Annotated in this window: 19 protein-coding genes and 1 pseudogene; 12 read left to right on the plus strand and 8 right to left on the minus strand. The window is 63.9% G+C overall.

Annotation, left to right across the window (positions count from 1 at the left end):
* Positions 1-96: 96 nt before the first annotated feature.
* Positions 97-681, plus strand: a complete 585-nt coding sequence (locus Y900_RS15540; RefSeq protein ID WP_036343038.1) for a TetR-like C-terminal domain-containing protein — start codon at positions 97-99, stop codon at positions 679-681.
* Here the strand turns inward: Y900_RS15540 and Y900_RS15545 are convergent.
* Complete coding sequence (locus tag Y900_RS15545; protein WP_036343039.1) at positions 678-1,541, minus strand: SDR family oxidoreductase; 864 nt, start codon at positions 1,539-1,541, stop codon at positions 678-680. The two genes, Y900_RS15540 and Y900_RS15545, sit on opposite strands and share 4 nt — an antisense overlap.
* Before the next feature lie 147 nt (positions 1,542-1,688).
* Between Y900_RS15545 and Y900_RS15550 the strand changes: the two genes are divergently transcribed.
* On the plus strand, positions 1,689-2,177 hold the full coding sequence (locus Y900_RS15550; RefSeq protein ID WP_036343041.1) for a GNAT family N-acetyltransferase: 489 nt from the start codon (positions 1,689-1,691) through the stop codon (positions 2,175-2,177).
* Between the two features lie 35 nt (positions 2,178-2,212).
* On the opposite strand, the gene Y900_RS15555 is transcribed toward Y900_RS15550, so the two are convergent.
* Complete coding sequence (locus tag Y900_RS15555) at positions 2,213-2,947, minus strand: MBL fold metallo-hydrolase (protein ID WP_036346883.1); 735 nt, start codon at positions 2,945-2,947, stop codon at positions 2,213-2,215.
* A gap of 76 nt (positions 2,948-3,023) precedes the next feature.
* On the opposite strand from Y900_RS15555, the gene fgd reads away from it, so the two are divergent.
* Positions 3,024-4,034 carry a glucose-6-phosphate dehydrogenase (coenzyme-F420) gene (fgd, locus tag Y900_RS15560; protein WP_036343042.1) on the plus strand — a complete coding sequence of 337 codons (1,011 nt, stop codon included), beginning with the start codon at positions 3,024-3,026 and terminating at the stop codon, positions 4,032-4,034.
* Here the strand turns inward: fgd and Y900_RS15565 are convergent.
* Genes Y900_RS15565 through Y900_RS15575 form a run of 3 tightly spaced genes read right to left on the minus strand, consistent with a single transcriptional unit; the run spans position 4,031 to position 7,834 of the window.
* A complete protein-coding gene (locus Y900_RS15565) occupies positions 4,031-5,143 on the minus strand; it encodes an NAD-dependent epimerase/dehydratase family protein (RefSeq protein WP_157838255.1) in 1,113 nt (370 codons plus the stop codon). The genes fgd and Y900_RS15565 overlap by 4 nt on opposite strands.
* The gene (locus Y900_RS15570) at positions 5,140-6,267 is read right to left on the minus strand and encodes a Gfo/Idh/MocA family protein (protein ID WP_081845118.1); all 1,128 of its coding nucleotides are present in this window, start codon (positions 6,265-6,267) and stop codon (positions 5,140-5,142) included. Before Y900_RS15570 ends, Y900_RS15565 begins: the two co-directional genes overlap by 4 nt.
* A gap of 28 nt (positions 6,268-6,295) precedes the next feature.
* Positions 6,296-7,834 (minus strand): lipopolysaccharide biosynthesis protein, encoded by a 1,539-nt coding sequence (locus tag Y900_RS15575; protein ID WP_036343049.1) that lies wholly within the window; start codon positions 7,832-7,834, stop codon positions 6,296-6,298.
* Positions 7,835-8,202: 368 nt separating this feature from the next.
* On the opposite strand from Y900_RS15575, the gene asnB reads away from it, so the two are divergent.
* The gene (asnB, locus tag Y900_RS15580) at positions 8,203-10,041 is read left to right on the plus strand and encodes an asparagine synthase (glutamine-hydrolyzing) (protein ID WP_036343051.1); all 1,839 of its coding nucleotides are present in this window, start codon (positions 8,203-8,205) and stop codon (positions 10,039-10,041) included.
* Here asnB and Y900_RS15585 read toward each other — a convergent pair.
* Complete coding sequence (locus Y900_RS15585) at positions 10,038-10,940, minus strand: glycosyltransferase family 2 protein (RefSeq protein WP_036343053.1); 903 nt, start codon at positions 10,938-10,940, stop codon at positions 10,038-10,040. The two genes, asnB and Y900_RS15585, sit on opposite strands and share 4 nt — an antisense overlap.
* A gap of 127 nt (positions 10,941-11,067) precedes the next feature.
* Between Y900_RS15585 and Y900_RS15590 the strand changes: the two genes are divergently transcribed.
* From Y900_RS15590 to Y900_RS15610, 5 genes are all read left to right on the plus strand, one after another.
* Entirely contained in the window at positions 11,068-12,357 is a 1,290-nt protein-coding gene (locus Y900_RS15590) for an O-antigen ligase family protein (protein ID WP_036343054.1), read from the plus strand.
* 62 nt (positions 12,358-12,419) lie between these two features.
* Positions 12,420-13,520: a glycoside hydrolase family 6 protein gene (locus Y900_RS15595; RefSeq protein ID WP_051660084.1), complete on the plus strand. Its 1,101-nt coding sequence runs from the start codon at positions 12,420-12,422 to the stop codon at positions 13,518-13,520.
* An 87-nt stretch (positions 13,521-13,607) separates the two neighbouring features.
* A complete protein-coding gene (locus Y900_RS15600; protein ID WP_036343056.1) occupies positions 13,608-14,918 on the plus strand; it encodes a nucleotide sugar dehydrogenase in 1,311 nt (436 codons plus the stop codon).
* Entirely contained in the window at positions 14,915-16,129 is a 1,215-nt protein-coding gene (locus tag Y900_RS15605) for a glycosyltransferase family 4 protein (protein ID WP_237752571.1), read from the plus strand. The genes Y900_RS15600 and Y900_RS15605 overlap by 4 nt, the downstream gene beginning before the upstream one ends.
* Complete coding sequence (locus Y900_RS15610; protein ID WP_036343058.1) at positions 16,126-16,995, plus strand: DUF6492 family protein; 870 nt, start codon at positions 16,126-16,128, stop codon at positions 16,993-16,995. Before Y900_RS15605 ends, Y900_RS15610 begins: the two co-directional genes overlap by 4 nt.
* 15 nt (positions 16,996-17,010) lie before the next feature.
* Here the strand turns inward: Y900_RS15610 and Y900_RS15615 are convergent, their stop codons facing one another.
* A complete protein-coding gene (locus Y900_RS15615; protein ID WP_036343059.1) occupies positions 17,011-17,859 on the minus strand; it encodes a glycosyltransferase family 2 protein in 849 nt (282 codons plus the stop codon).
* 73 nt (positions 17,860-17,932) lie between these two features.
* Positions 17,933-19,285, minus strand: a complete 1,353-nt coding sequence (locus Y900_RS15620; RefSeq protein ID WP_081845123.1) for a polysaccharide biosynthesis tyrosine autokinase — start codon at positions 19,283-19,285, stop codon at positions 17,933-17,935.
* A 704-nt stretch (positions 19,286-19,989) separates the two neighbouring features.
* Here Y900_RS15620 and Y900_RS15625 point away from each other — a divergent pair.
* From Y900_RS15625 to Y900_RS15635, 3 genes and pseudogenes are all read left to right on the plus strand, one after another.
* Entirely contained in the window at positions 19,990-22,017 is a 2,028-nt protein-coding gene (locus tag Y900_RS15625; RefSeq protein WP_051660085.1) for a hypothetical protein, read from the plus strand.
* A 75-nt stretch (positions 22,018-22,092) separates the two neighbouring features.
* Positions 22,093-23,001 (plus strand): annotated as a pseudogene (locus Y900_RS33580) (aldo/keto reductase); the annotation flags it as partial.
* A 12-nt stretch (positions 23,002-23,013) separates the two neighbouring features.
* Positions 23,014-24,708, plus strand: coding sequence for a GMC oxidoreductase (locus Y900_RS15635; RefSeq protein ID WP_036346892.1), 1,695 nt, complete (start codon positions 23,014-23,016; stop codon positions 24,706-24,708).
* The last annotated feature ends 13 nt before the right edge of the window (positions 24,709-24,721 follow it).

Below are 24,721 nucleotides of genomic sequence, written 5' to 3' on the forward strand. Positions count from 1 at the left end.
ACAGCTCCTGTCGACTTGAAGTGCTAGCAACGCTAACCCCTGGGGGCCAGGTATGCAATAGCAACGCTACTTTTTCTAGCCGTGCTACCGTTCGGTATGGCCATCGATGACCGACGCGAGCGTGAACGAGCAGCCCGGCGTCGGCTGATCGTGACCACTGCGCGCAGCGTCGCCGAGGCCGAGGGCTGGGATGCCGTCACCACGCGCCGGTTGTCGACGGAGATCGAATACAGCCAGCCGGTGTTGTACAAGCACTTCGCCGGGATGGACCAGATCGCCGATGCGGTCGCGGTCGAGGGCTTCGGCGAGCTGGCGCAGGCGATCCGCGCCGGCCACGTCGCCGACGACGATGCCGGCGATTCACTGGCCCGGGTCGCCCGCGCCTATCTCGACTTCGCCCGGGACAACCCAGCGGTCTATGACGCGATGTTCACCCGCGCGACCGGCCTGCGATTCGCAGCGGAGGAGACCCCGCCCGAGCTCGAGGCGGCGTTCGGCGAGGTGCGGCGGGCGGTCGTTGCGGTCGCCGGTGATCGGGACGCGGACACGCTCACCGAAGTGTTCTGGGCCGCGGTGCACGGATTGGTCACGCTCAGCCGCGCCGGACGGCTGCGGTCAGGGTACGACGCAGACCGGGTTCGGCTACTGGTCGACGAGTTCACCGCCGGGTCGAGACACTAGTTCTGCTGCGGGTTCTCCACCACGCCGGTGGCGCTCTGAGCCCGCTTCTCGTAGGCGGCGCGGGCCGTCGTGTCGAAGTCGAGGAACACCCGATCGGTGCCCATCTTCTTGGACAACCAACGCCGGCCGCGCGGCGGCAGGAACATCACGGCGGTGGCCAGGAAGCGCGAGTAGCCCGGAACGGAGATCGACGTTGTCGGATTGTCCAAGGCCTTGACCACGGCCGCAGCGATGTCCTCGGGCTGCACCGGCTTGGTGGCCGCGGTGGTGTGGGTGCCTGAGATCAGTTCGGTATTGGTGAATGTCGGCATGACGCAACTGATCTGAACGCCCTGGGGGGCGTACTCGTCCGCCAGCCCGGTAGAGAGCCCGACCACGGCGAATTTGGTTCCGGCGTAGAGAGCCTGGCCGGGCACGGCGAGCATGCCGGCCATCGAGGCGATGTTGACGATGTGACCGCTGCGGCGCCGGACCATCTCCGGCAGCACCAGACGGCAGCCGGTCAGCACGCCGTAGAAGTTGACCTCGACGGCGGTGCGAACCGCTTGATCGGAGTGGTCGAGGAACGGCCCGACCGGCATGACCCCGGCGTTGTTGATCAGCACGTCGATGTGCCCGCCACCGTCGGCGCGGGCCTTGTCCAGGAACGTCGCGAACGATTCGGGATCACTGACGTCGAGCGGGTAACCCGAGACCGGCCCGAGCTTGCTGAGCTGCGCGACGGCCGACTCCTCGAGCGTCACGTCCCGGTCGCCGATGACCACCCGCGCGCCGCGCTGCAAGAGGGCCCGTGCGGTCGCGAAACCGATGCCTCGGGCGGCGCCGGTGATCGCGATGGTCTTGCCCCGGATGTTGTCCATGAGCCGAAACTTTACAGGTGTCAACTTTTGGGCGAAAGGTTGTCGCGGAATCGACGGTGCATCGACGATGTCGAGTGTGCGGGCAGGCCGAGTTCCCCGCGCCGGGCCGCCCGGATCGCACACTCGACGCGCGCAGAGAATGGTCGGGTGAACCGTTTGCGCTTCGTCCCTGTCGACGAGGACGACGTGCTCGCCGCGCCGCTCCTGGCGGAGCTCGCCGTTGAGTACGCCACCCGCTACGAGGCTCCCGAGGCGGCGGTGGCGCGATGGCTGCGCGACCATCCGGCCGACCAGTTCCACCCGCCGGACGGCGGCATGCTCATCGGGCTGCTCGGCGATCAGCCGGTGACGGGCGGAGCGTTCTGTCGCTTCGACGACGACACTGCCGAACTCAAACGGATCTGGACCGACAGCGGGCATCGGCGGCAAGGCCATGCCGCCGCGCTTCTCACGGCACTGGAGGCCGAGATCACCCGGCGCGGGTATCGCCGCATCTACCTCACCACCGGCAACCGGCAGCCTGAGGCCGAGGCGTTGTACGACAGCGCCGGCTACACCCGCCTCGATCAACCGCTGCCCAGCGACGCCGAGCAGTATCCGATCGCCTTCGTCAAGGTGCTGACGAGCGACCGCTGACCGAATCGCAAGCGGGCGCATGATGATTCGGTGAATCAGACGCGGGTCGCCTGACGCGCCGCGTCGCGAACAGGTCCGATCCACACGTCGCCGTGCCCGGGAATCAGCACGTCGATGTCCAGCAACGCCAGTGCAGACAGACTGCGCACACACCCCGGCTCGTCGTGGTTGAACACCCGGTGCAGCAACTGCGGACCCTTGGTCGGGGACAATGGATGCCCGGTCACCAGAGCGTCGCCACTGACCAGAACGTTGTCGACGACGTAGGAGCAATGTCCGCCGGTGTGGCCGGGCGTCGGAACGGCCAGCGGTCGACCGGGCAGTGTCTCGGCGACGGCAGGCGTGAGCGCATCTGCGGTGGGAATGCCGTCGTGAATCAGCGCGCCCTTGCGCGCGATGTCCAGCGACCACTTCACCCAGCGGGGCTGCCAGGCGTGCAGCACCAGATCGGCCGGCGACGCCTGCTGCAGGTATTCGCGCTTGGCGTGGCCGACCTCGTCGGCGTGGCAGTAGACCGGGGTGCCATGGGTGTTGGCGAACCAGATCGCGGTACCGAGGTGATCGACGTGGGCGTGGGTGAGCAGGATCGCCGTCACGTCCGTCGGGCCGAACCCGAGTTCCCGCAACGACGTCAGGACGTCATCGCGGTTGCCGGGGAATCCGGCATCGATCAACATCACGCCTGCGTCGTCGGTCACGACCGTCCAATTGACCAGCGGCGTCTGCGCCATGTGCACGCGGTCGGTGATAGCGGTCAGGGCCACGGCCATGCCGCGAGTGTAGGCGCGCACCCTCGACTAGGACTCGGCCGCTCGCTGTGCACCGAAGGGGAGTAGAAACGAGAGCGTGGCTGAACTGAAACTGGGATACAAGGCGTCGGCGGAGCAGTTCGCGCCGCGTGAGTTGGTCGAGCTGGCGGTGCTGGCCGAGGCGCACGGGATGGACAGCGCGACGGTCAGCGACCATTTCCAGCCGTGGCGTCACGAGGGTGGGCACGCACCGTTCTCACTGGCATGGATGACGGCGGTGGGTGAGCGCACCACGCGGCTGGTCCTCGGAACGTCGGTGCTGACCCCCACCTTCCGGTACAACCCCGCCGTGATTGCACAGGCGTTCGCCACGATGGGGTGTCTGTACCCGGATCGCATCTTCCTCGGGGTCGGCACCGGTGAGTCGCTCAACGAGATCGCCACTGGCTACGAGGGCGACTGGCCGGAGTTCAAGGAGCGCTACGCCCGGCTGCGCGAGTCGGTGCGGCTGATGCGTGAGCTGTGGCTGGGCGATCGGGTCGATTTCGAGGGCGAGTACTACAAGACCAAGGGCGCCTCGATCTACGACGTGCCTGAAGGTGGCATCCCGATCTACATCGCCGCGGGTGGGCCGCAGGTTGCCAAGTACGCCGGCCGCGCGGGCGACGGGTTCATCTGCACCTCCGGCAAGGGCGAAGAGCTCTACAAGGACAAGCTGATCCCGGCGATGAAAGAGGGTGCCGAGGCGGCGGGCAAGAACCCCGACGACATCGACCGGATGATCGAGATCAAGATCTCCTATGACACCGATCCCGAACTGGCGCTGGAGAATACGCGGTTCTGGGCGCCCCTGTCGCTGACGGCCGAGCAGAAGACCAACATCCACGATCCACTGGAGATGGAGAAGGCGGCCGACGAATTGCCCATCGAGCAGGTCGCCAAGCGGTGGATCGTGGCCTCCGATCCCGACGAAGCTGTCGAGAAGGTCGGCGACTACGTGAAGTACGGTCTCAACCACCTGGTGTTCCACGCCCCGGGTCATGATCAGCGCCGGTTCCTCGACTTGTTCCAGCGGGATCTGGAACCGCGGTTGCGCAAGCTCGGCTAGGAGTTCTTGCCCGCCGCATCCCGATTTTCGAAACCCGCATAACGCAGCCACCGACCGCTCGCGGACATCAGTTCGTCGAACGGTCGGAGCTGCGTGCCCGGGTACTGTTCGGCGAACGTCGTCGACGGCAGTTTTCTCGCCGTGCCTTGAAGCCACCAAATCTGCTTGCTCACATCGGGTTCGGGCGAAATCGGTTGAGGTTCGGATATCGGCGGCGAGAACTTATCCCGCAACGCTTGCTTGATCCGGCCTTTGGTGTCACCGGTCATCCGACGTTTGACGGCGCGCGCGGGTGCGATGTTGAACAGCTTTTGCCGGACCGCGGAGAGTCGGCTCTCCCGGAATGCCGAGTCGGGCAGCATCCGAATCGTCGACGGATCAACGCCGACTTCGTGGGCGATGGCGCGATAGAAATCAGCCCACGTGTGCGTCTCCGCATCGGAGATATTGAAGATACCGGAGCGGGCGTGGGGGGATTTCGCCAGTTGAACCAGATGCTCCATCAGGTTGTCCACATGGATCAGATTGCAGATCCCGCGCCCCTCGTTGAACAAGTACGCAGTGCCCTCGAGCAGTGCCTTGGCCGGATCGACCACCCAACCGGCCCCCGGTCCCCAGACCAGTCCCGGCCGCAGAATCACGACCTTCACGGCGCCTTCCGGCTGGGCGCGCAGCCACGCTTCGGCTGCCCGTTTCCCGTGGGCGTACTCCATCCAGTGCGGGCTGTCGGCCACCGAATCGTCGTTCAGCTCGGGCTCTTCGGCCCTTCCGAACACCTCAGCTGAGCTCATGTGCACGAACAGGGGAACTTCCGCCTCCTGGCATGCGGTGTACATGGCTTGCACATCGCCGAGGATGCGCCGATCGTCGGCCAGGGTCAGATTCACCACCATTCCGCATCCCCGCAGGAGCGGAACCAGAGATGGCGCATCGCCGGCGTCACCGAGTGCCAGCCTCGCGCCGAACCGCGCCAATCGCCCCTGACTGCGCGGCGATCGGACGATCGGAACGATCGGCAGGTCCCCGAGGAGCTCGGCACGTTCGACGAGGCGGGCGCCGACGAAGCTCGCCGCTCCGATGATTGCGATGGGCATGATTGGCGTCGTCACGGACGGCCCGCCTTCCAGTGCTTGGCGCGAGCGGCTGCCTGTTCGTCGGGGGGCAGCCACGAACAATCCAGCGGTTCTGCGTTCTCGTAGGCCTGCTCGATCGCGACTTGCACACTTGCTGCCTGCACACCGGTCACGGGAAACGCTTCCCCGTAGCGAATGCACCGCAGCATGGCGACCAGTTCCGCGTCGAAGCAGGGACGGAGATTGCCGGGCCGGACCCGCTTGCCACCACCTGGGGTGAGGTCCGTGGGCCAGGACGTCGTGCTCGGTATCAGCGACCATCCCTGTGTCGTTTTGCGGCTGTAGGTCCGAAGGTCTCCGGCGTCGAGCTTCACTTCACCCAATGTGCCGCGTATCCACAGTCCATTGTTCAACGGGTACTCCCAGCTGACCTGCATGATGCCGCGTGCTCGCGGAAATGTCAGTTCCAGAAGCGAATTCGTCTCCACACCGTTGTTCAGGCTGTCGTCGAACGAGCGAGTGACCACCGGGTCGCCGAAAATCCAGGCCAACAGGTCCAGCATGTGCACGCCGATATCCAGCAGCGCGCCGCCGCCTGCTCGTTCGCGCCGGAACGCCGCATCGGTAGCCGCCTGCCAGCCGTAGGTATTTCCCTCGCGGTAGGTGAACTCGAGCTCCTCACCGAGCTCGCCGCTCGCGACCAGCCGTGCGACGTCGGCGAAGTTCGAGTAGAACCGCCGCGGGTATGCCACCCCCAGCACCCGGTCGGCCTTCGTTGCCGCGGCGTTCATCCGATCCGCATCGGCCACCGTCGTCGTCATCGGCTTCTCGCACAGGACGTGGCAATCGTGTTCGAATGCCGCACACGCATGCTCGGCATGGAAGCCGGGCGGTGAGGCGATGATGGCGAGGTCGTACGAAGCGTCCCGAAACGCTGCCTCGCAATCCGGGTAGGGCCGCGCCCGCTTGAACTTCGCTGCGATCTGGCGTCCGCGTGATTCGTTGGGGTCAACGACGCCCAGGACCTCGATGGCCTTGGCCTTTTCCAGCCGACGCAGAGGGGGTCGGTAATGCTCCCCGACCACTGCTCCCGCGCCGATCAAGAGGACTCTGATCATCGACAGCCTTTCCCCCGCCAACAGGCCCAATCTCGCGGTCAAGCCTAGTACCTCGGGGACTCGCGTATGGTCAATCCTGCTCTGCGCGCTCTATTGTGGGCGGCGACAACGGCCCCAAGATGAGAGAGGCCAGCGGCTTCGCACGGGCAGGAACTCGCGAGAGCAGTCGATTCGCGAGCTCGGGATCGACCAGCCGCAGCACGCCGAACAAGCGCAAGGCGACCAGGTACGTGATGATCGCCGCAGGTGCGGCGATCACCAATGACCAGGCGCCGCCGATGTTTACGACGATGACATAAGCGACCGCGCCCTGCGCCACCGCGGCGAGCGCTATCGCTCCCAACGCTCGATAAGGCGGATGGAACCCCAATTGGACTGCTGCGCAGACTATTTCGATAGCAATGACCAAAACCATGACAATTCCGCGCGACCAGGCCGCCCCCATCAGCCCGTAGCGGGGTATCAAGACAAAGCCCAACAAGACCACGCCGGCCAGACCAACTGCATTGGATACCAACAGGATTCTGGTCTTCCCCAGGCTCAGGATGAGCTGCAGGGTGGTGCCCCCCAGACTGCTGAATGCCAGGGCGATCAGCAATATCGACGCAACGGGGGCGGCGTCGGCAAAATCGGCGCCGAAAATGAAGGGTATCAAGGCCGGTGCGATCGCCGCGAGACCCAGGCAGAGTGGCAACATCAGCATGGCCATCAGCGCCGTCATCGTCTTGTAGAGGCTCATCATGCGGTCGTGGGCGCCCTGGCCGCTCTGCTCGCTGAAACGTGGCAGGAGGGCCGAGAGTAAGAGCTGCGGCAGCTGTGCCGCGATCTCAGCCACAGTCAGTGCCACCGCGAACAAGCCGACTGCCGCGAGGGTGGCGTAGTGCTCCAGGAAGATGATCTGGGTTCGGCCGAATACGAGATTGCCGATGATGGCGATCGTCCAGCTGACCATCGTGAACCCGACGAGTTCTCGCCGGAGCCCGCGATCGACTCGAGGTTTCTTTCGCAGCTGCGGGAAGACGCGGCTGGCCGGCACGATGGTGCCGGCGATATTGCCTGCCAGAGTGCCGGGAATACCGAATAGCCAGGCGCCCACGACGGTCGTCGTGACGCGTAGCAATGCCGAGAGCGTGGAGACCCGCGCGAGCTTGTCGAAACGCTGTTCGCCCCTCAGATTGAACAGGTACAAGTCGGACATTCGCCAGCAGATGAACCAGGTCAACGCGACGACGATCACGATGATCTGCGCGTGCTCAGAACTCCCTCGGAGCGCGCCTCTGCCGGGACCGTCGAGCCATACGAACAACACCACACCGACCACGAGCGCGACCACCATCGACAGCCGGGTGATCGCCCCGATGAGGCCATCGACCTCATCGTTTCGGTCTGCCGCGCGGAGGTTCGGAATGAATCGCTGCTGCACGACGTCGCTTCCCATGGTGGCGACCGCTATAGCGACCGTGACACACCAGATGACGTACGCGACGACGCCGAGATCGTCGGGCCCCAGCAGCCTCGCCGCGATCGCGCTGCCGACGAAACCGGAAAGCGTGATGGCAGCGCCCGAAAGGGCGCCAAGAAGGGTATTGCGGGCAAAAGTCGGCGCCATCTACCTCATTCCCCTAGTGACACAGGCCGCGTCCGGCGCGATGCACGGCGATCATGTTGCTATCTCCGCGATTTCGCCGATGCCCCCATCGATGACTCCCTCAATTCTGTTGACATCGGAACGAGAGACCCGCCGACTGTGCCCAAGATATCGCGACGGTGCTCGTGGCACCTGGATGATCGCAGATTCGGCGGCGCGCGTTGAGCCCTTCGCGCCCAGATCCCGCGGCTAGACTTCGGAATGGCGAATACACGAAATCTGCCGCCACATGTGGGTTTCGTGAATGTGTATTGAGGGGGGAAATTGGCGGCCGCGACCAAGACGAGTCTGATCGGATCTCCCAACCCTGCGATGCGCGTGATTTTTCCGTGTGCGGGATAGCCGGCATCCGCCGGTTTGACGGACAGCCCGTCGACCGGGAGACGCTGGAGCGCATGGCCGCGACCATTCGTCATCGCGGCCCGGATGCGCTGGGTTTTTGGCTGGACGGCCCCATCGGGTTTGCGCATACCCGGCTTTCCATCATCGACCTGCAAGGCTCCCAACAGCCGATGGTCGACGCCGGCGGGCAGCGGCACCTCGTGTTCAACGGCGAGATTCTGAACTATCACGAGCTGCGCGCCGAGTTGTCCTACCCGTTTCAGACGCACGGCGATACCGAAACGCTGCTTGCTGTCTACGACAAGTACGGGCCAGCGGGAGTGAATCGCCTACGAGGTCAGTTCGCCTATGCGATCTATGACGCCACTACCGGCGACACCCACCTATTCCGGGATCGTCTGGGAGTTCTGCCGCTTTATTACTACGCGGATGACCATCTCTTCGCCTTTGGCTCTGAGATCAAGGCATTGTTGCCGGTCATCAATGGGCCCTCGGTAGACGACGACAGTCTCAACGACTACCTGGCGCATCGGTCAGTACCTGCGCCTCACACACTCGTCAAAGGCGTGCGGAAGCTTCCAGCCGGCCATCACCTCGTGGTCACACGGGACGGCACCACCCGGGTGTCGGCCTATTGGGAGTTGGCCACCCAGGCCTCGGGCCGGAAGGTGACCGCCGAGGAGGCGGTTGATCTCGTCGACCAAGCGCTTCGAACGTCCGTCCGTGACAACCTCGTCGCTGATGTACCGGTGGGCATCTACCTCTCGGGCGGCGTCGACAGCAGCCTGTTGACCGCCATGACCCGCCGCGAGAATCCGGGGCAGTTGCTGCACACGTTCGGAGCGAGTTTCGGCGACGAACGCTATGACGAGACGGTCTGGGCCCGAAAAGTGGTCGAGCTCAACGGAACAACCCACCACAACGTCGTTGTCACCGCCGACGACTTCATGAGCAACTGGTCGAAGCTGAGTTGGCAACGGGACGGGCCGCTGTCCGAGCCTGCGGACGTTGCGGTGTTCCGGTTGGCGCAACTCGCGCGCGAACAGGTCAAGGTCGTCCTGAGCGGCGAGGGAAGCGACGAACTGTTCGCCGGGTATCCCAAGTACAAGTTCGCCGGCGCAACCCGCTGGCTCGGGGCGATTCCCTCGCTGGGGCTCCTCGGCCGCTTGGAGAGGGCACTGCCCGCGAGCAAGGCTCGCCTCCGGATCGCGATGCGCGCCATGGACGAGAGCACCTACGACGAGCGGCTGCGCGGCTGGTTTGCGCCATTCACGGTGACGGAACGGAGCCGAATGACCGGGCGCCCGGCACTGCGCGGCGCACCCGCCGCGTACAGCACGGGCCGTGGCGACGCACTGCGCCGCATGCTCTACGCCGACACTCTGGTCTGGCTTGCCGAGAATCTGCTCGAGCGCGGCGACCGGATGTCGATGGCCGCGTCACTCGAAACGCGCCCGCCCTTCCTCGATCACCGTCTGGTAGACCTCGCGTTCGACCTACCGAGCAGCGTCAAAATCCGCGACCGCACGACGAAGTGGGTGGTCAAGCAAGTCGCGCATCGCTACCTTCCAGCCGAGATCGTCGATCGCCGGAAGGTCGGTTTCAAGGTCCCGCTGGACCGTTGGTTCCGGCATGGCCTGCGGGACATGGCATTCGACTTACTGACCGGGCCGTCGTCGTATGTCGGAAACAACTTCGACAGTGCGATCGTGTCCGGACTGCTGAGCGACCACGCGAACGGTGTCAGCGACGAGGAGTCGCGCATCTGGACGCTGCTGTCACTGGAAGTCTGGCACCGGGAGTTCGTCGCGCGGACGCTCGCCTAGCCGGTGCGCGGGTATCCCTCGACCTGATAATTGAACAGTCCCGCGAACTGCCCGCACGCATAGAACAGGCTGAAGTACGGCCGGGCCTGTACCCCACGGCCTCTGGCCAACCCCACCGGAATGAATACGAGTCCGTAAACCGCGCTACGGACGGCTCTTCCCAGTGCCGCGAACAGCGCGTCATGATGCTTGCGTAGCACGCGAATCTCGTTGGCGCCCTCGCGAATCGCGCGGCGACGCACCCAACGCAACGACTGCCTGTCACTCGGCACCTCTTCGTGCACGACTGCTTCGGCGCAGAAGAGCATGGTCGCGCCCGCCAATCGGATCCCATAGAAAAAGTCGGTGTCCTCACCACCCGTCTTCGAGAACGCCGGGTCGAAGCGGGGCGAGCCGGCCCGGACCCACATATCGCGAACCAACAAGGTGTTGTGCGACGGCGCGTGCCGCAGGTTTTCACCGGTGGCGTGGGATCGGGCCGCGAAGAAGCCCCCGCGTCGCACCCATTCCGGTGCGGGCTGAAGAAAGGCGCTCTGCACCGGACCCACCGCCACGTCAGCGCGTGTCCGGGTGGCGAAGGTCGTCAGGGCGGCCAGCCAATCGGGCTGCACCCACTCGTCGTCGTCGACGAAGATGATCGCGTGGTACCGGTCGGTGAAATGATCGAGCGCGCGGTTGCGGGCGGCCGAGATACCCGGCTCGGGCTCGACGACATACGTCGTGCCAGCCGGATGTGTGACTGCTACCGAACGTCCCGATTCCCCGGCGTCATTGTCCACGACGACGATATCCACGTTCAGGTTCGCCGACGAGATGGCCACTTCCAAACTGTCGAGTAGTCGCTGCAGTCCGGCTGGGCGGCGGTATGTAGCGATCGCGATCAGGTAGTTGTCGGCCACAGAACGATTGTTCCATTGCCGGTCAGGGCCAGAACCGCATTCTCGATCACCTGGCCGGTAACATGCTCGACGAACCCGTGTGCCGTCATCTCGGCGACTTTGCCCGGGCAGCACGAGCGGAGGGCGGATGCAAGGAAGAGGCCGGCTGTTCATCACGTGTGATGCCGCGGCCGTTCTCCTCATCGCCTTTCTGTGGTTCCGGACAATCGGCTCGTTCGTCGCGCTGTCGTTGACCGCGGAGAAGGTGTTCGTGCCCGTTGGCGCGGATCCCATCTGGCCACCCGCAGCCAACATCGTTTCAAAGGTGTTCTACCTGCTGGCGGTAGGTTTGAGCGTCTTCATCATTTTGTTCCGGATGAACGACATCACCCGTCCGGGTCTGTGGCGCATCGCTGTTCTGTTGGCTCCCTGGCTGTACATCATGACCCGCGGCCTCTACGTCGGCGGCGAGCTCAACGCCGAAACCGTCCTCTACGTCGTGGTGATATTGGCGCTGGCCGCGTTGCGCCCCCGCCCTCGGGTGCTCGCCGCGCTGGGTGTACTCGTCGTGCTCACAGCGATCATTGCGATCGCGTTCGGATTCCTGGACCCCGACGCAGGCCTGGCACATGGTGCAGATGGCAGTCTGTACGACCGCCCCGACAAGGCGGTGTTTCCCTCGTTGGGATTGCTGCAGGGCATGTTCACAGCCGAGAACAGCCTGGGGGTGTACCTGGCGATCGGGGTGGCATCGGTGGCCATGCTGCCACGGTGGTGGCGGTTCGTCGGGATAGCCATCGTCGGGTTCGCCCTCGCCTGGTCATCGGCTCGAAATTCGATGTTGGCCATGGGATTCATGCTGTCACTGGCGGGCGTGATCTGGGTTGTGAGGCAGCTCGGATGGGCCCGCGCGGCATCTGTGGTGGCGCGGCTGGCAGCCGGTGGGGCAGTCGCGGTTATGTGTGCGCTCCCATTGTCGGGATGGCTTCTGTCCCCGACGGGATGGGATGGCGACGCGTACACGGGCCGTGGCGTCATCTGGAATGGCTCACTGACCGAGTGGTCGACGAAGGGAATCCTCTTCGGTTTCGGGCGGAAATGGTATGAGCGGATCGTGGAAAGCGACACGTCCACGTTGATGAACGGGGCCTACTCAGGCCACAACGAGTTCGTCCACCTGCTTGCGACCGGCGGCATCGTGTTTGCGGTCCTGGCTGTCGGTGCGCTGCTGGTACAGGGGTATGTCATCACGACGCCCAGAAGCCGTTATCTCGCGATCGGCGCCATGCTGGTTTCGGCAATAGCGGTCAGCGGCTGGCTTGAGGTACCGCTGCGCTTCGTCGACGGGTCGATGTACTGGACCGTCACGGTGATCCCGCTTGCGGTGTTGTTCTTGGCGCCACCCGGCGACGGTGGACACGAAATACCCGGTCGATGAGGGGCAATCGAACTCGTCCGGTTTCGTCATGGTGGCAGCGGATCGAGCTACGAGAACGGCGCTTGATCCTCGCGATACCGGCCGCGATTTTCGTCACGACTCTGCTGGTGGCGATTGTCGCGGTCGCGAGCCCGCGACAACGCCCGTACACCGACGGTCCCGGAGTGATCGATGGCAGCACCCCGGTGTACACCACGCTGTACACCGATCCCGACATGTTGGCGATCGCCGCGGCACGCGACGATTCTCGCTTCGACCCGATTGCCGAAACGCCCCAAGCCAAGTGGTTCAGCGACTGGACCACCTCTTCCACGATCCGGCGGGAGATCGGTGACTATCTCAAGGCCGCAGCGGCGTCCAACGCCGTCCCGACGCTCGTGCTGTACCGGATCCCGAACCTCGACTGTGGCGGAGGCGAGCACCCTGAACAGGTGTACACGGGTGCGCACGATGAGCAGGAATACAAGGCTTGGGTGGACGGCGCAGCCGCAGCGCTGAAGGGCCACGATGACGCGATCGTCATCCTCGAACCCGATGCGCTTCCGCAACTTGGGCATTGCGAACAGGGCGACCGCCTGAACACCCTGCGTTACGCGGTGGATGCGCTCTCGACCACGCGTGCCCGGGTCTACATCGACGCGGGACATGAAAAGTGGTTGAGCGCAGCCGAAGTGGCGGACCGATTGAAGAAGGTTGACGTCGACCGGGTTACGGGCTTCAGCCTCAACGTCTCGAATTACAACAAGACGGACAGCGAAGTGGAGTACGCGGAGAGCGTGCGATCCGAACTCGGCAAGCTCGGTATCGCCGATGCGCACTACGTGATCGACATCAGCCGAAATGGCGCCGGCGGGCAGGACGATTACTGCAATGCGCCGGGGGCCCGGATCGGGCATGCTCCGCAGCTGTATCAGGGCGGTCCGCTCGATGGCCTTCTGTGGGTGAAGAATCCAGGTGAGACCGACGGGATGTGCCATGGCGGCCCGATACTCGGGTTCTGGCCATCGGGCGCGCTTCGTCTACTCGGGGGCGACGGGGCTCAGGCGACCGGTGGGTGGACAGTCGTGGAATGGGTCGCGGTGGTGGCGGTCGCGGTCGATGGCGTTGCCGTGGCGGCAGTGCTCGGCTTCCTGGCGGTCAAGAGGCGTCGCGCCCGTCTGTAGCGCAAAATGGATGTGAACGCGTTCCGCTCACCTGCCCCCGGCACCAGGTGAATTCTTCTACGATCGTCTCGTGACAGGCGGGGGCATATGAAGATTGCTGTTTTCGGGTTGGGATATGTCGGCGCAGTTTCGGCGGCGTGCCTCGCGTCAGATGGCCACCAGGTAATAGGAGTCGATCCGAATCAAACAAAGGTCGACCTGATCAACGCCGGCCAGACGCCGATCATCGAAGCTGATGTCGGTGAGATGATCGGCGCCGAGGTCAACGGCGGTCGACTCCGTGCGACAACCGAGACTGATGAAGCGGTCGTTTCCAGTGACATCTCGTTGATCTGCGTGGGTACGCCAAGTCAGCTGAACGGCAACCTTGACCTGACCTATGTACGTCGGGTGTGCGAGCAAATCGGCGAGGCGCTGCGGGACGAGGACCGCTACCACGTTGTCGCGGCGCGCTCCACGATGTTGCCGGGCAGTATGCGCGGTGTCGTGATTCCCACATTGGAGGCCGCGTCGGGCAAAACCGCCGGCGTCGATTTCGGGGTGTGCAACAACCCGGAGTTTCTCCGCGAAGGCACCGCCGTGTGGGACTACCACCACCCGCCGAAAACTGTCATCGGCGAGACAGATGCCAAAGCGGGGGAGCTGCTTGCCACGCTTTATGAGAACCTCGATTCGCCGATGATCCGGACCGGGGTCGAGGTGGCGGAAATGGTCAAGTATGCCGACAACAACTGGCACGCCATCAAAGTGGCTTTCGCCAACGAGATCGGTGCGATCTCCAAAGCAATCGGAATCGATGGCCGACAGGTGATGGAGATCTTCTGTCAGGACACGAAGCTCAACCTGTCGCCGTACTACCTGAAGCCCGGCTTCGCCTTCGGTGGGTCGTGCCTGCCGAAAGATGTGCGAGCGCTGACATATAAGGCTCGTGAACTGGATCTTGATGTACCGCTGTTGAATTCGGTCCTGCCGTCTAACCGTCGTCAAGTCGAACGTGCGATCGCGATGATCACCTCCAAGGGCAAGCGAAAGGTGGGCGTGCTCGGTTTCGCTTTCAAGGCCGGGACCGACGATCTGCGCGAATCTCCGGTCGTGGATGTGATCGAGCATCTGATCGGCAAGGGATACGACCTTCGGCTGTACGACGACAACGTGAACATGGCGGCGCTGACGGGCGCGAACCGTGACTACATCCTCAACCACATTCCACATATCGCCCGCCTGATGGTGGATACCGTCGAGGAGGTCATCGACTTTGCCGAAACGATCGTGGTGGGCAATGGCGCCAAGGAGTTCCGCTCGGCCATCGAGCGCCTAGGACCCGATCAGATGGTGATCGATCTGGTGCGCGTCGCCGACCGCACGAGTGACGACAGCTACGACGGAATCTGCTGGTGAGCGCCCCGGTGCCGAACAAATCAAGCAGTCCCAAGCGGGTCCTGATCCTGGTCGAGAATCTGCCGGTACCGTTCGACAGGCGCGTCTGGCAAGAGGCGACCACACTGCGGGCGCATGGCTGGCAGGTCAGCGTCATCTGCATCACCGGCGATGGGTACGAGAAGACTCACGAGATCGTCGACGGGATCCATATCTACCGTTATCCGTTGCCCACGCAGGGCGACGGGGCCCTGGGCTATCTGATCGAGTACTCGGCTGCGCTCTGGCATACGTTCCGCCTGACGTTCCGGGTCCGAAAAGAGCGGGGTTTCGACGTTATCCACGCCTGCAACCCGCCCGATCTGTTGTTCGTGGTGGCAGTTTTCTTCAAGGTTTTCGGCAAGACCCGATTCGTGTTCGACCACCACGACATCAACCCCGAACTCTACGAAGCAAAATTCGGGCGTCGGGATTTCTTCTGGCGACTGATGGTCTGGCTCGAGCGCTGGACTTTTCGCACGGCGGATGTGTCGATCGCGACCAACGAGTCCTATCGCCGCATTGCGATCGAGCGAGGCGGCATGGACCCGGAACGGGTATTCGTGGTGCGCAGCGGACCTATGCTCGAACGACTCAAGATCTTGCCGCCGAAGCCTGAGTTACGGTGTGGCAAAAAGTATCTGGTGGGTTATGTGGGCGTGATGGGCAAGCAGGAAGGCATCGATCTTCTGTTGCTCGCGGTGAAGCACATCGTTCGCGATATGGATCGTCACGACGTGCACTTCGGGTTGGTCGGTGGGGGCACCTCACTGGCGGAGATGCGACAGATGGCGGTCGACCTCGGGATATCCGACTACGTCACCTTCACCGGTCGCGTCCCGGACCAGGAGCTTCTCGAGATGCTGAACACCGCCGACATTTGTGTCAATCCCGACGTCGCCAATGAGATGAACGACAAGTCGACGATGAACAAGATCATGGAGTACATGGCTCTCGGCAAGCCGATCGTGCAATTCGACCTCACCGAAGGGCGATACTCCGCGGGCGAGGCATCCCTGTACGCGGCGAAAAACGACCCTCTCGATCTGGCGCAGAAGATAGTCGAGTTGCTGGATGACCCGGAGAGACGGGCGACCATGAGTGAGCTCGGGGTGCGCCGCGTCCGGGACGAGTTGGCGTGGGACTACGAAGTTCCCAACCTGATCCGCGCCTACGACAAGGTGATGTCATGACCGACCCGGCCGAAAATCCCCTCTCTTATGCGCTGGTGACGCCGAGCTTTCGCCTCGATGTGGACCGCTGCGCGCTGCTGGTCGAGAGTGTCGAGCGTTGGGCTGCACCGTATTTGCAGCATTATCTGGTCATCGACCGGCGCGACGTTGCGATGTTCAAATCCTTCGAGTCGTCGCGTACCCGAATACTGGTCGTCGAGGACATCATTCCGAGCTGGCTGGTACGGATTCCCGGTATCCGTCGGTTCTGGTTCAGCTTTCGTACGCGGCCGGTCAAGAACTGGATTCTGCAGCAGATCGTCAAGCTGTCGATTCCTAACGTGGTCAACGATGACATTCTGCTCTACACCGATTCCGATGTCTTCTACGTCGCGCCCTACGATCCCCGGACCTACGAGCGGGATGGCAAGGTGCCGTTGTTCATCGAGACCGGGCAGCGCGGCCTGATCGCCAACAACGATCATTGGCACGCCGTTGCTGCCGGGCTGCTCGGGATCCCTGCCGAAAAGGAATACGACACCAACTTCATCGGCAACGCGATCTGCTGGCGGCGCGAGAATGTGCTGAAGATGCAGGAGCGTTTACACAGTGTCGCCCACAAGCAGTGGGAACGGGCCATCGCGCCGCTGAGTGGATTCTCCGAATACATACTCTATGGGCTCTACGTGACCGAGGTACTCGGCGAGGCGTCAGGACACTGGGAGGATGGCACGGTCCGAACTCTGAATCATTGGGCTCCCGTCCCGATGACCGTGCCAGAACTGCAGGAGTTCAAGGCGAAGCTGACGCCGGAGTATGAGTCGGTGATGATCTCGGCGAAATCGAGAACTCCGGTCGCCGATATTCGCAAAGTCTTTTTCCAGTAGGCGTCAGCGCTTACGTCAGACCTTGTAGGCGTCGCGCCAGAAGCCCATCGGGTTGCGCAGTGCCCGCCCGAGTTTCTCTCGCTGAATCCGGGCGTGCTCTCGCTTGATCTCACGCGCGAAGGGGCCTGGGCCCGCGCTGACATACCCCCATACCACCGCGAAGAAGCCGACGACGTAGGGACGCCGAAAGATATAGCGGATGCAGTGCAAGACGAAGTAGGGGAACGAGTAACCGGTCCATCGGCATGTCCGGCCATTGCGGTAGCGGCCGTTGATTTCGCCCTCGCTGGCGCCGACAGCCCGGGTCAAGTGAAAATGCGCATCGGTGTCCACGTATGTCTGCAGCCCCGCCAGGCTGGCCGCCATCTCATCCACCGCGTCGAAGCCGTGTTCCTCCGGCATCGACTCCGTGGCCCGGTACGCCTCGATCGTGTACAGCTTGACCGAACCCTGAACATGAAACTTCTGCTCGGCCATGCCCTTGGTCACGACGATGCCGCCCGCGATACCGATCGGGCCCTGAGCTCGCGCCACGATCCTTTCGAGGTAGTCCGGAGCCAGTCGCACATCCGCATCCATCTTCATGACGTGCGTATACGGTTTCTTCGGCAGCGCGGTCACGACGCCGTGCCGCCAGGCTTTGAATTCTGAGCCGGTCAGCAGCCCGCCGGAGTTGTCCTTCGCCAGTATGGTGGCGATGTTGTCGGTGTCGACTTCGCTGAGGCGTTCAGCAGTGCCGTCGGTGCTGCCGTCGTCCACGACGACCCAGTCGAAGTCCTGGAAACGCTGCGCCCGAAGGGTTTCGACGAGCCCCGCCACGTTGTCGATCTCATTGTGCATCGGCGTGACGATGAGCAATGTCATAAGACCACCTCACTGACGTAGCGGCGCGGGAGTCGCACGCGGTCAGTCACTGATGCGTGAAACCGGCGGACGGTCAGTCATTGGTTTGACCCTCCTGATCGGCCGGCGCCGACTGCTCGTCCCGGCGGACTCGCGACAACACAACACCGAGAATCCTAGCGCCGCTGTGACGCAATGAGCGGGTGACTCGTTGCAATTCAGCACGCCGCGTTTTCGCTGCCTCTGCAACCACCACGACATTCGAGATGTTCTGTGTGAAAAGGGAAGCATCGCTCAAATTGGTGATCGGCGGGGCGTCGACGATCACCACGTCGAAACGCCCGGCGAGATCCCTCATCAGCTGGCGGAACTTCTCGCCGGCGAGCATCTCACCGACGTCGATGGCACTCCCGCCGCACGGTATGACCGTGAAACCACCCCAGTGCGCGTCGAACATCGATTCGTCGAGTTCGGTTCTGCCCGAAATCAAATCGGTGATTCCCTGCGTCTGCGGGATGCCGACCTGAGCAGCCAGGCGCCCTCCCCGGACGTCGGCGTCGATGAAGGTCACTCGATTTCCGGCCTCGGCAAGGGCGCCGGCCACGTTGGCGGCCAGCGTCGTCTTGCCGGCACCTGCCCGGGGTGAGGTGAAGAGCAGGAAGGGCGGTGTCTCATCCGCGGCATACAAAATGTCGATGGCGATGCGATGAAGTATCGAGCGCAATTCGGGTGACTGCTCCGTGAACTGCAATACATCCCAGGCCTTCGCGTCACGCACCTTGGGTATCCCGCCAAGATACGGAACATCGAGCGCGGTGACGTCGCGACGACTTCGCACCCTGGTGTCGAAATTGTCGATGATCAACGCCGCGAACACCCCGGCGACCAACGCGAGCATCACGGCAACGGCAAGGTTCAACAACAAGTTTGGCGACGATTGGAACAGCGGAATGCCGGCAGGCTGCAGCACCGACACCTGGATCGGGGACTCAGCGGGCACGGTGGCACCTTCGAGGCCGGCCACGGCGCCCGGCATCTCCATGGCGATGCGATTGGCGATCGAGGCGGCAGCCGAGCCCGTCCGTGCCGACGCCTGGACGTCGAGAACCGACGTGCCCGTTGGGATCGTGATGTCCAACTGCTTGGCCAGGTCGGGCACCGTGGTGCCCAGACCGAGCGAGTCGATGACCGGCTGCAGAACCTGGTTGGTCGTCACCAGTTGCGCGTAGGTCTTCATGCGACTCGTGAGATACAGGTCGGCAACCTGGCGCGTCTCCATGCCCGTGGTCACGGAGAGGTTGGGGGCGAATACCATTCGGACGCTGGAGGTGTAGGTCGCCGGTATGAAGAATCCCGCACCGGCCAGCGCCGCACCGACCAGGACGAAAACCGTCAGGAGCACCGGCCAGCGTCGCAATAGCCTACGAAAGTAGCTACGAAGGTCCATATCCCACCAGACTTGTCGGCACCAGACACCACGAAGCCCGCACGTCAGCGGTGGCCGGCTTCGTGCAGAGACAATAGCGCGACGAATCCGCGCCGGGTGAAACGGCTACGCAGGTGTCCTGAACGCAGTTCCCCACGAAAGTTATTCGCTCTCTCGTTCACGAATCTGGATCCGCGCATTCGCCGCAATCAGCACAAAGTCGCGCGCGCCTGACAATCCCGGAAGTACATTTGGTGCTACGCGCGACACGTTTAGTCCGACATTGACTCCAGCCCCCCGGGCGGGGCCGATGTCATCGCTTGCTGTCATGGCAGCGAAGCGACGTACGCCCGAGATCGCGCCCGGCACGGCGCGCGCTGTGGCTCAACAGTTCGTCACGCATGGTGATGACGGTAGCACCCAACTAATCGCCGGTACCTGGCGAAAGGTGCGGGCGTGCTCTTCCGTGTGCGGTGTGGTGGCAGACCGTGACCCACCCAATCATTGCCCGGTCGTGGCTAAGTGACCGAGATTTGCCGCCCACGCCCTGCTAGGCTACTGAGCCGGTCAGCGTGTATGGGTTGGAAGACTCGTGAAAGTAGAACTGCGTGAATTCGATCGGTGCGGCCCGGTTTGCGGCCTCGCAGGACCTCGGCGCGCGGGCGCCCCGTAACGGAAATGGTCGTTCACGCCTCGGGCGTCAGCGCCTGCAACCAGGAAAGTTCATGAGCCGGCCAGCTATGGCGCGCAGATTCGCTTGGATGATGGTGCTCGTCCTGCCGATGACGCTGGCGGGATCACTCGCCGGCTCGGCGTCTGCCGCGCCCGGTGACCCAGGCGATGTGACATTGGTGGATAACGGCCCGAACGCCACCGGCCTCGTGTTGCCGTGGTCTGCTCTGGGCTTGCCTTCCTCGGTCAGTCTGTTCGGCGAGGGTGCCAGCGGTTACACCGTGGCGCTGCCCGACGGACTGGCTGCTGTGCGGTTGCAAGGAACCGTTCACGCGCCGATCAACATCGACGGCGGCTACCTCGAGATCGACGACAGTGAGGGAAAGTTCCTCGGGGCTGTCGACCTGCCCCCGGCGGGCTCCGGCGCGGTGATGACACCGTTCGATGTCGACATATCGGCGGCGCGGGTGAAGAGCTCCGCGGTCGACCTGTCGTTCACCATCCGCCCGCGCGACGACCGGGACCGATTCTGCCGGCCGCTGCCGCAACTCCAGATCAGTGATCTCAGAACGGTATTCGCCGGCACGCAGCTTCCCGTGACCACGGTCGCGAACTTCTTCGCGCCGGTGCTGGGCAAGGTCACGTTCTACGCGCCGAACGATGCCAGTTCCGCCGAACAGCAGGCGGTGCTGGCACTCACCGCGGCGCTGGGCCGCTACTACTCGACCCAGCCGGTGGCCATCTCGGTCGTCAGTCAACCGCGGGGCGCGGTACCGCCGCCGACTGCCGGGCTGGACCGGGCGATCGTCGTCGAGAAGGGCGACCCGGGCCTGACGGTGGAAAACCCCGGGACACCGAACGCATACCTTCGGGTCTCGGGCGACGGCGACGGACTCTTGAAGCAGGTGTCGCTGGTCTCGACCCAGCTGCAGCCACTCGCGCAGGCGAGCGCGGTACGCGTCGACCAGGCCGGATCCAGCACAGCTCAAATCGGGGATACCGTGACGTTCTCCCAGTTGAATCTGGGTGACGAAAAGGTCGATACATTCGGGACGAGCAATCTCGAGGTCGGATTCCAGCGGACGCTGTTGGGCCAACGATTCGACAGCGTTCAGGTGCACCTTCTGGCCGACTACACGCCGGTGGCCGACCGTGCCGCGGCCTCGGTCATGATTCGCTCGTCGAAATCCGTCGTCTATCGAGCGTTGCTGAACAACACCGGCCATCTGGACGCAACATTCACGTTGGACAGCTCGGTCCTCGACCAGCAGTGGGTCAATCTGCAGTTCGCTCTGACCTACACGCCGGATCAACCGTGCGGCCCGTTCGTCGCGCCGCTGACCTTCCAGGTCAGCCCGCAATCAACGCTGACCATGCACCGCGGTGGCGCTCCGCTCGGCGGCTTCGCCGCATTCCCGTCGGAGTTCAGCCCGAAATTCGTGGTGGCGCTTGACGGTAGTGGCCCCAATCAGCTCGGCTACGCGGCGCGGATCGTGGCCGCGGTGGCGCGGATGAGCAAGACCGAGCTCACGCCTCAGGTTGTCGACGTTCAGAAGGCCGCATCCGCAACGTCAGGGGCGCTGATCGTGGCCAATTCCGATGCGATCAAAGGAACTCCGCTGACGCCCCCGGTCGGTGCCAACGGCTCGACTCTGAACGTGGCGCTGCCGACCCAGCTGCAGCTCAATATCGACAAGGGCCTGGGATCCATTCAGGCTTTTGCCGATCCGTCGCGCAACCGTTCGGTCATCCTCGTCACGACGACCTCGAACTGGGCGTTGGTAGACCCGCTGTTCAACTATTTCAACGGGCCCAATGGCGATGACTGGACGCAACTCAAGGGTGACGTGCTCGCCGCAGGAGAATCGGGCAACCCGGTCAACGTCGCAATCCGGCAGGCCGCCGGCGCCGCCGCCGAGCAGACCGTGTCCAGCACGTCCCGCTGGTCGACGTATGGCTACGTCGTCGGGGGCGTGGTCGCCCTCGTGGCCCTCGTGGCATTCGCCCTGACACTGTTCTTGCGTCGGCGTAGAACCCAGAAGGAACTCGTCGGTACTGAAGGCACGGGCAATTCCGACTGACTAAACTCGGCCGAGTCGCACAACCGATAGGGGAGGGCTGCGGTGTTGGGGCGGGTTGAACTCCAGGGACCGCAGTTGACCGTGAGCGCGGTCGGATTCGGGTGCGGCGGCCTGATGCAGTCCCCCTCCCGCAAGGAGCGAATGGCTGTCCTGGGCAGCGCCGTCGACAATGGGATGACCCATTTCGACACTGCGCGAATGTACGGGCTCGGGATGGCGGAGGCTGAGCTCGGTGCGTTCTTGCGCACCATCGACCGAGACAGCGTCACCATCGGCACCAAATTCGGCAACGAGATCGGCGGGTTGGCCAGCCGGCTCGCCCGGTTCCAGGCTCCGGCGCGGGCGATCTTGCGAAAGGCGCCCGCCTTGCGCGCGGCGGTCAAAGGCCGTCAGGCACCGGCCCCGACCCCTCGTACATACGACGCGACCGTTGCCGCGCACAGTCTCGACCAAAGCCTGGCGGCGCTGGGTGTCGACTACGTGGACATCCTGTTCGTGCACGGCCCGCGGCGTATGGACACCGTGGCCACCGATGAGCTCCGCCAATTTTTCGAGACCGCCCGTCAACAGGGCAAGATCCGCGCCTGGGGGGTGTCTCAGGACGAGGACCTCGACGTGGATTTCACAGGCCCGTTCGGCCCCGAGGCGGTGGACCAGCTTCGCGGTGACGTGTTCAGTCCGCCGCCGCGTTCGTCGGATATCACGTTCGGCGTTCTGAACCGGCCGTTCGCGGCACTGTCGGCCGGGCTGCACGGCGACGCCCGGATGGCGGCCCACTGGCGTGACTCTTTGCAGCTCGACCCACTGGCTCCCGGGGTGTTGGCGAAGCTCATACTCGGATCGGCCACCAGGGCAACGGATTCCCGCGCGGTTTTGTACAGCACCACCAATCCTGCGCGCGTCGCCGAAGCGGCCGGCGCCATCACATCGCCATACGACGCCGAGACGTTGGCCCGTTTTCTCGAACTCGCCGAGGAGTTCCGGCACAGCGGCCGGATGGTCCGTAAGACCGAGGACTTCACCGCGGGCACGACGATCAAGACGGACGTCGTTGTCGTCGGCGCGGGCCCGATCGGTATCTCCACCGCGCTGGAGCTCGCGAAGGCGGGCGTCGAGGTGGCGCTCATCGAAAGCGGCCTGGAACGCACTGATGACGCCGCGCAGGAGTTGGCGTCTTTCGACTCGCGTCAAGACGATGTCTTCCATGCTCGCAGCGATCTCACGGTTCGCCGCGCGGTGGGCGGTGCATCCGCCTTGTGGGGCGGCCGTTGTGTCGCGTTCGACCCGATCGACTTCGAGGACCGGCCGCTGACCGCCCAGGCACCGTGGCCGATCACGTCTGCTGATGTCGAGCCCTACATGCAGCGCGCCTGCGACTGGGCGCAGTGCGGCCAGGCCGCGTTCAACGCGCGCGATGTTCCAGAGCTCGCGCACCGCGACTTGGTCGCCGGGCTTGCCGACGGTGATGTGCGCACGACTGACCTCGAACGCTGGGCGTTACCGACGCGCTTCGGGCGCGAGTACCGCGATGCGCTGCACGGCACCCCGTCGCTGTCGCTGTGGACCGGGTTGACCTGCACGGAGATCATGACCGGTGAGAACGGCGACTCCGTTGACCATCTCGTCGTCAAGACGCTCGATGGCAAGGAGGGCAAGGTCGTCGCCAACGACTACGTCATCGCGACCGGCGGCGTGGAGGCAACCCGGCTGCTGCTGGCGTCCGACCGGCACCACCCGGGCGGGCTGGGTAACGCGGGCGGGCACCTCGGGCGGTGGTACATGGCCCACGTGGAGGGGCGATTCGCGCGGGTGAAGTTCAACACCGACAACGTCATCTACGAGCACGAGCGCGACCGCGACGGAGTTTACGTCCGTCGACGGTTCACCTTCAGCCCGCAGCTGCAGCGCGAGCTCGAAATTCCCAATGCCGCAACCTGGTTGGTCAACCCGCCGATCAGCGATCCGGGACACGGAAGTGGGATCCTGTCGGGCGTCTACCTCACTTTGATTTCCCCGGTCGGCCGGTTCCTGCTCGCCGAGGCGATTCGCGAGGCCCACACCAAGACCCAGGGGCCACCGCAGATCATGGCGCACCTGCGCAACATCGTGCGCGATCTGATCCCGTCGGTCCGGTTCGCGATCACATTTACCTACGCCCGCCTCATCCGCAAGGGCCGCAAGGCGCCGGGCTTTTTCATCAAGAGCGCCGACAACCGGTACCTGCTCCACTACCACGGCGAGCATCTCCCGCACTGGGAGAGCCGGGTCGAACTCACCGACGAGCGCGACGCACTCGGCATGCGCAAAGTCCGGACGCATATGCACTTTTCTGATGCCGACTACGAAAGTGCCCGCAAGGCAATTGATCTCATCGATGCCCACCTGCGGGCCAACGGTGCGGGAAATGTGGAGTGGCTCACCGACGACCCCGAGGGTTCGGTACGGGAGTTCATGCACGGATTCGCCGGTTACCATCAAGCCGGGACGACGCGAATGTCCGAAACCGCTGAGGGTGGCGTCGTGGATTCCGACCTCCAGGTGCACGGGGTACGCGGACTGTACGTCGCGAGTACCTCGGTGCTCCCCACCTCCAGCCAGGCCAACCCGACGCTCGTCGGGATCGCGCTCGGAGTCCGACTCGCTGACCACCTTGCTGATGCCCGCAAGGCCGACGCGACTCCGGGCGATTGATGTCGGTTTATTT

The sequence above is a fragment of the Mycolicibacterium aromaticivorans JS19b1 = JCM 16368 genome (assembly GCF_000559085.1).
In the GTDB taxonomy this organism is placed as follows: domain Bacteria; phylum Actinomycetota; class Actinomycetes; order Mycobacteriales; family Mycobacteriaceae; genus Mycobacterium; species Mycobacterium aromaticivorans.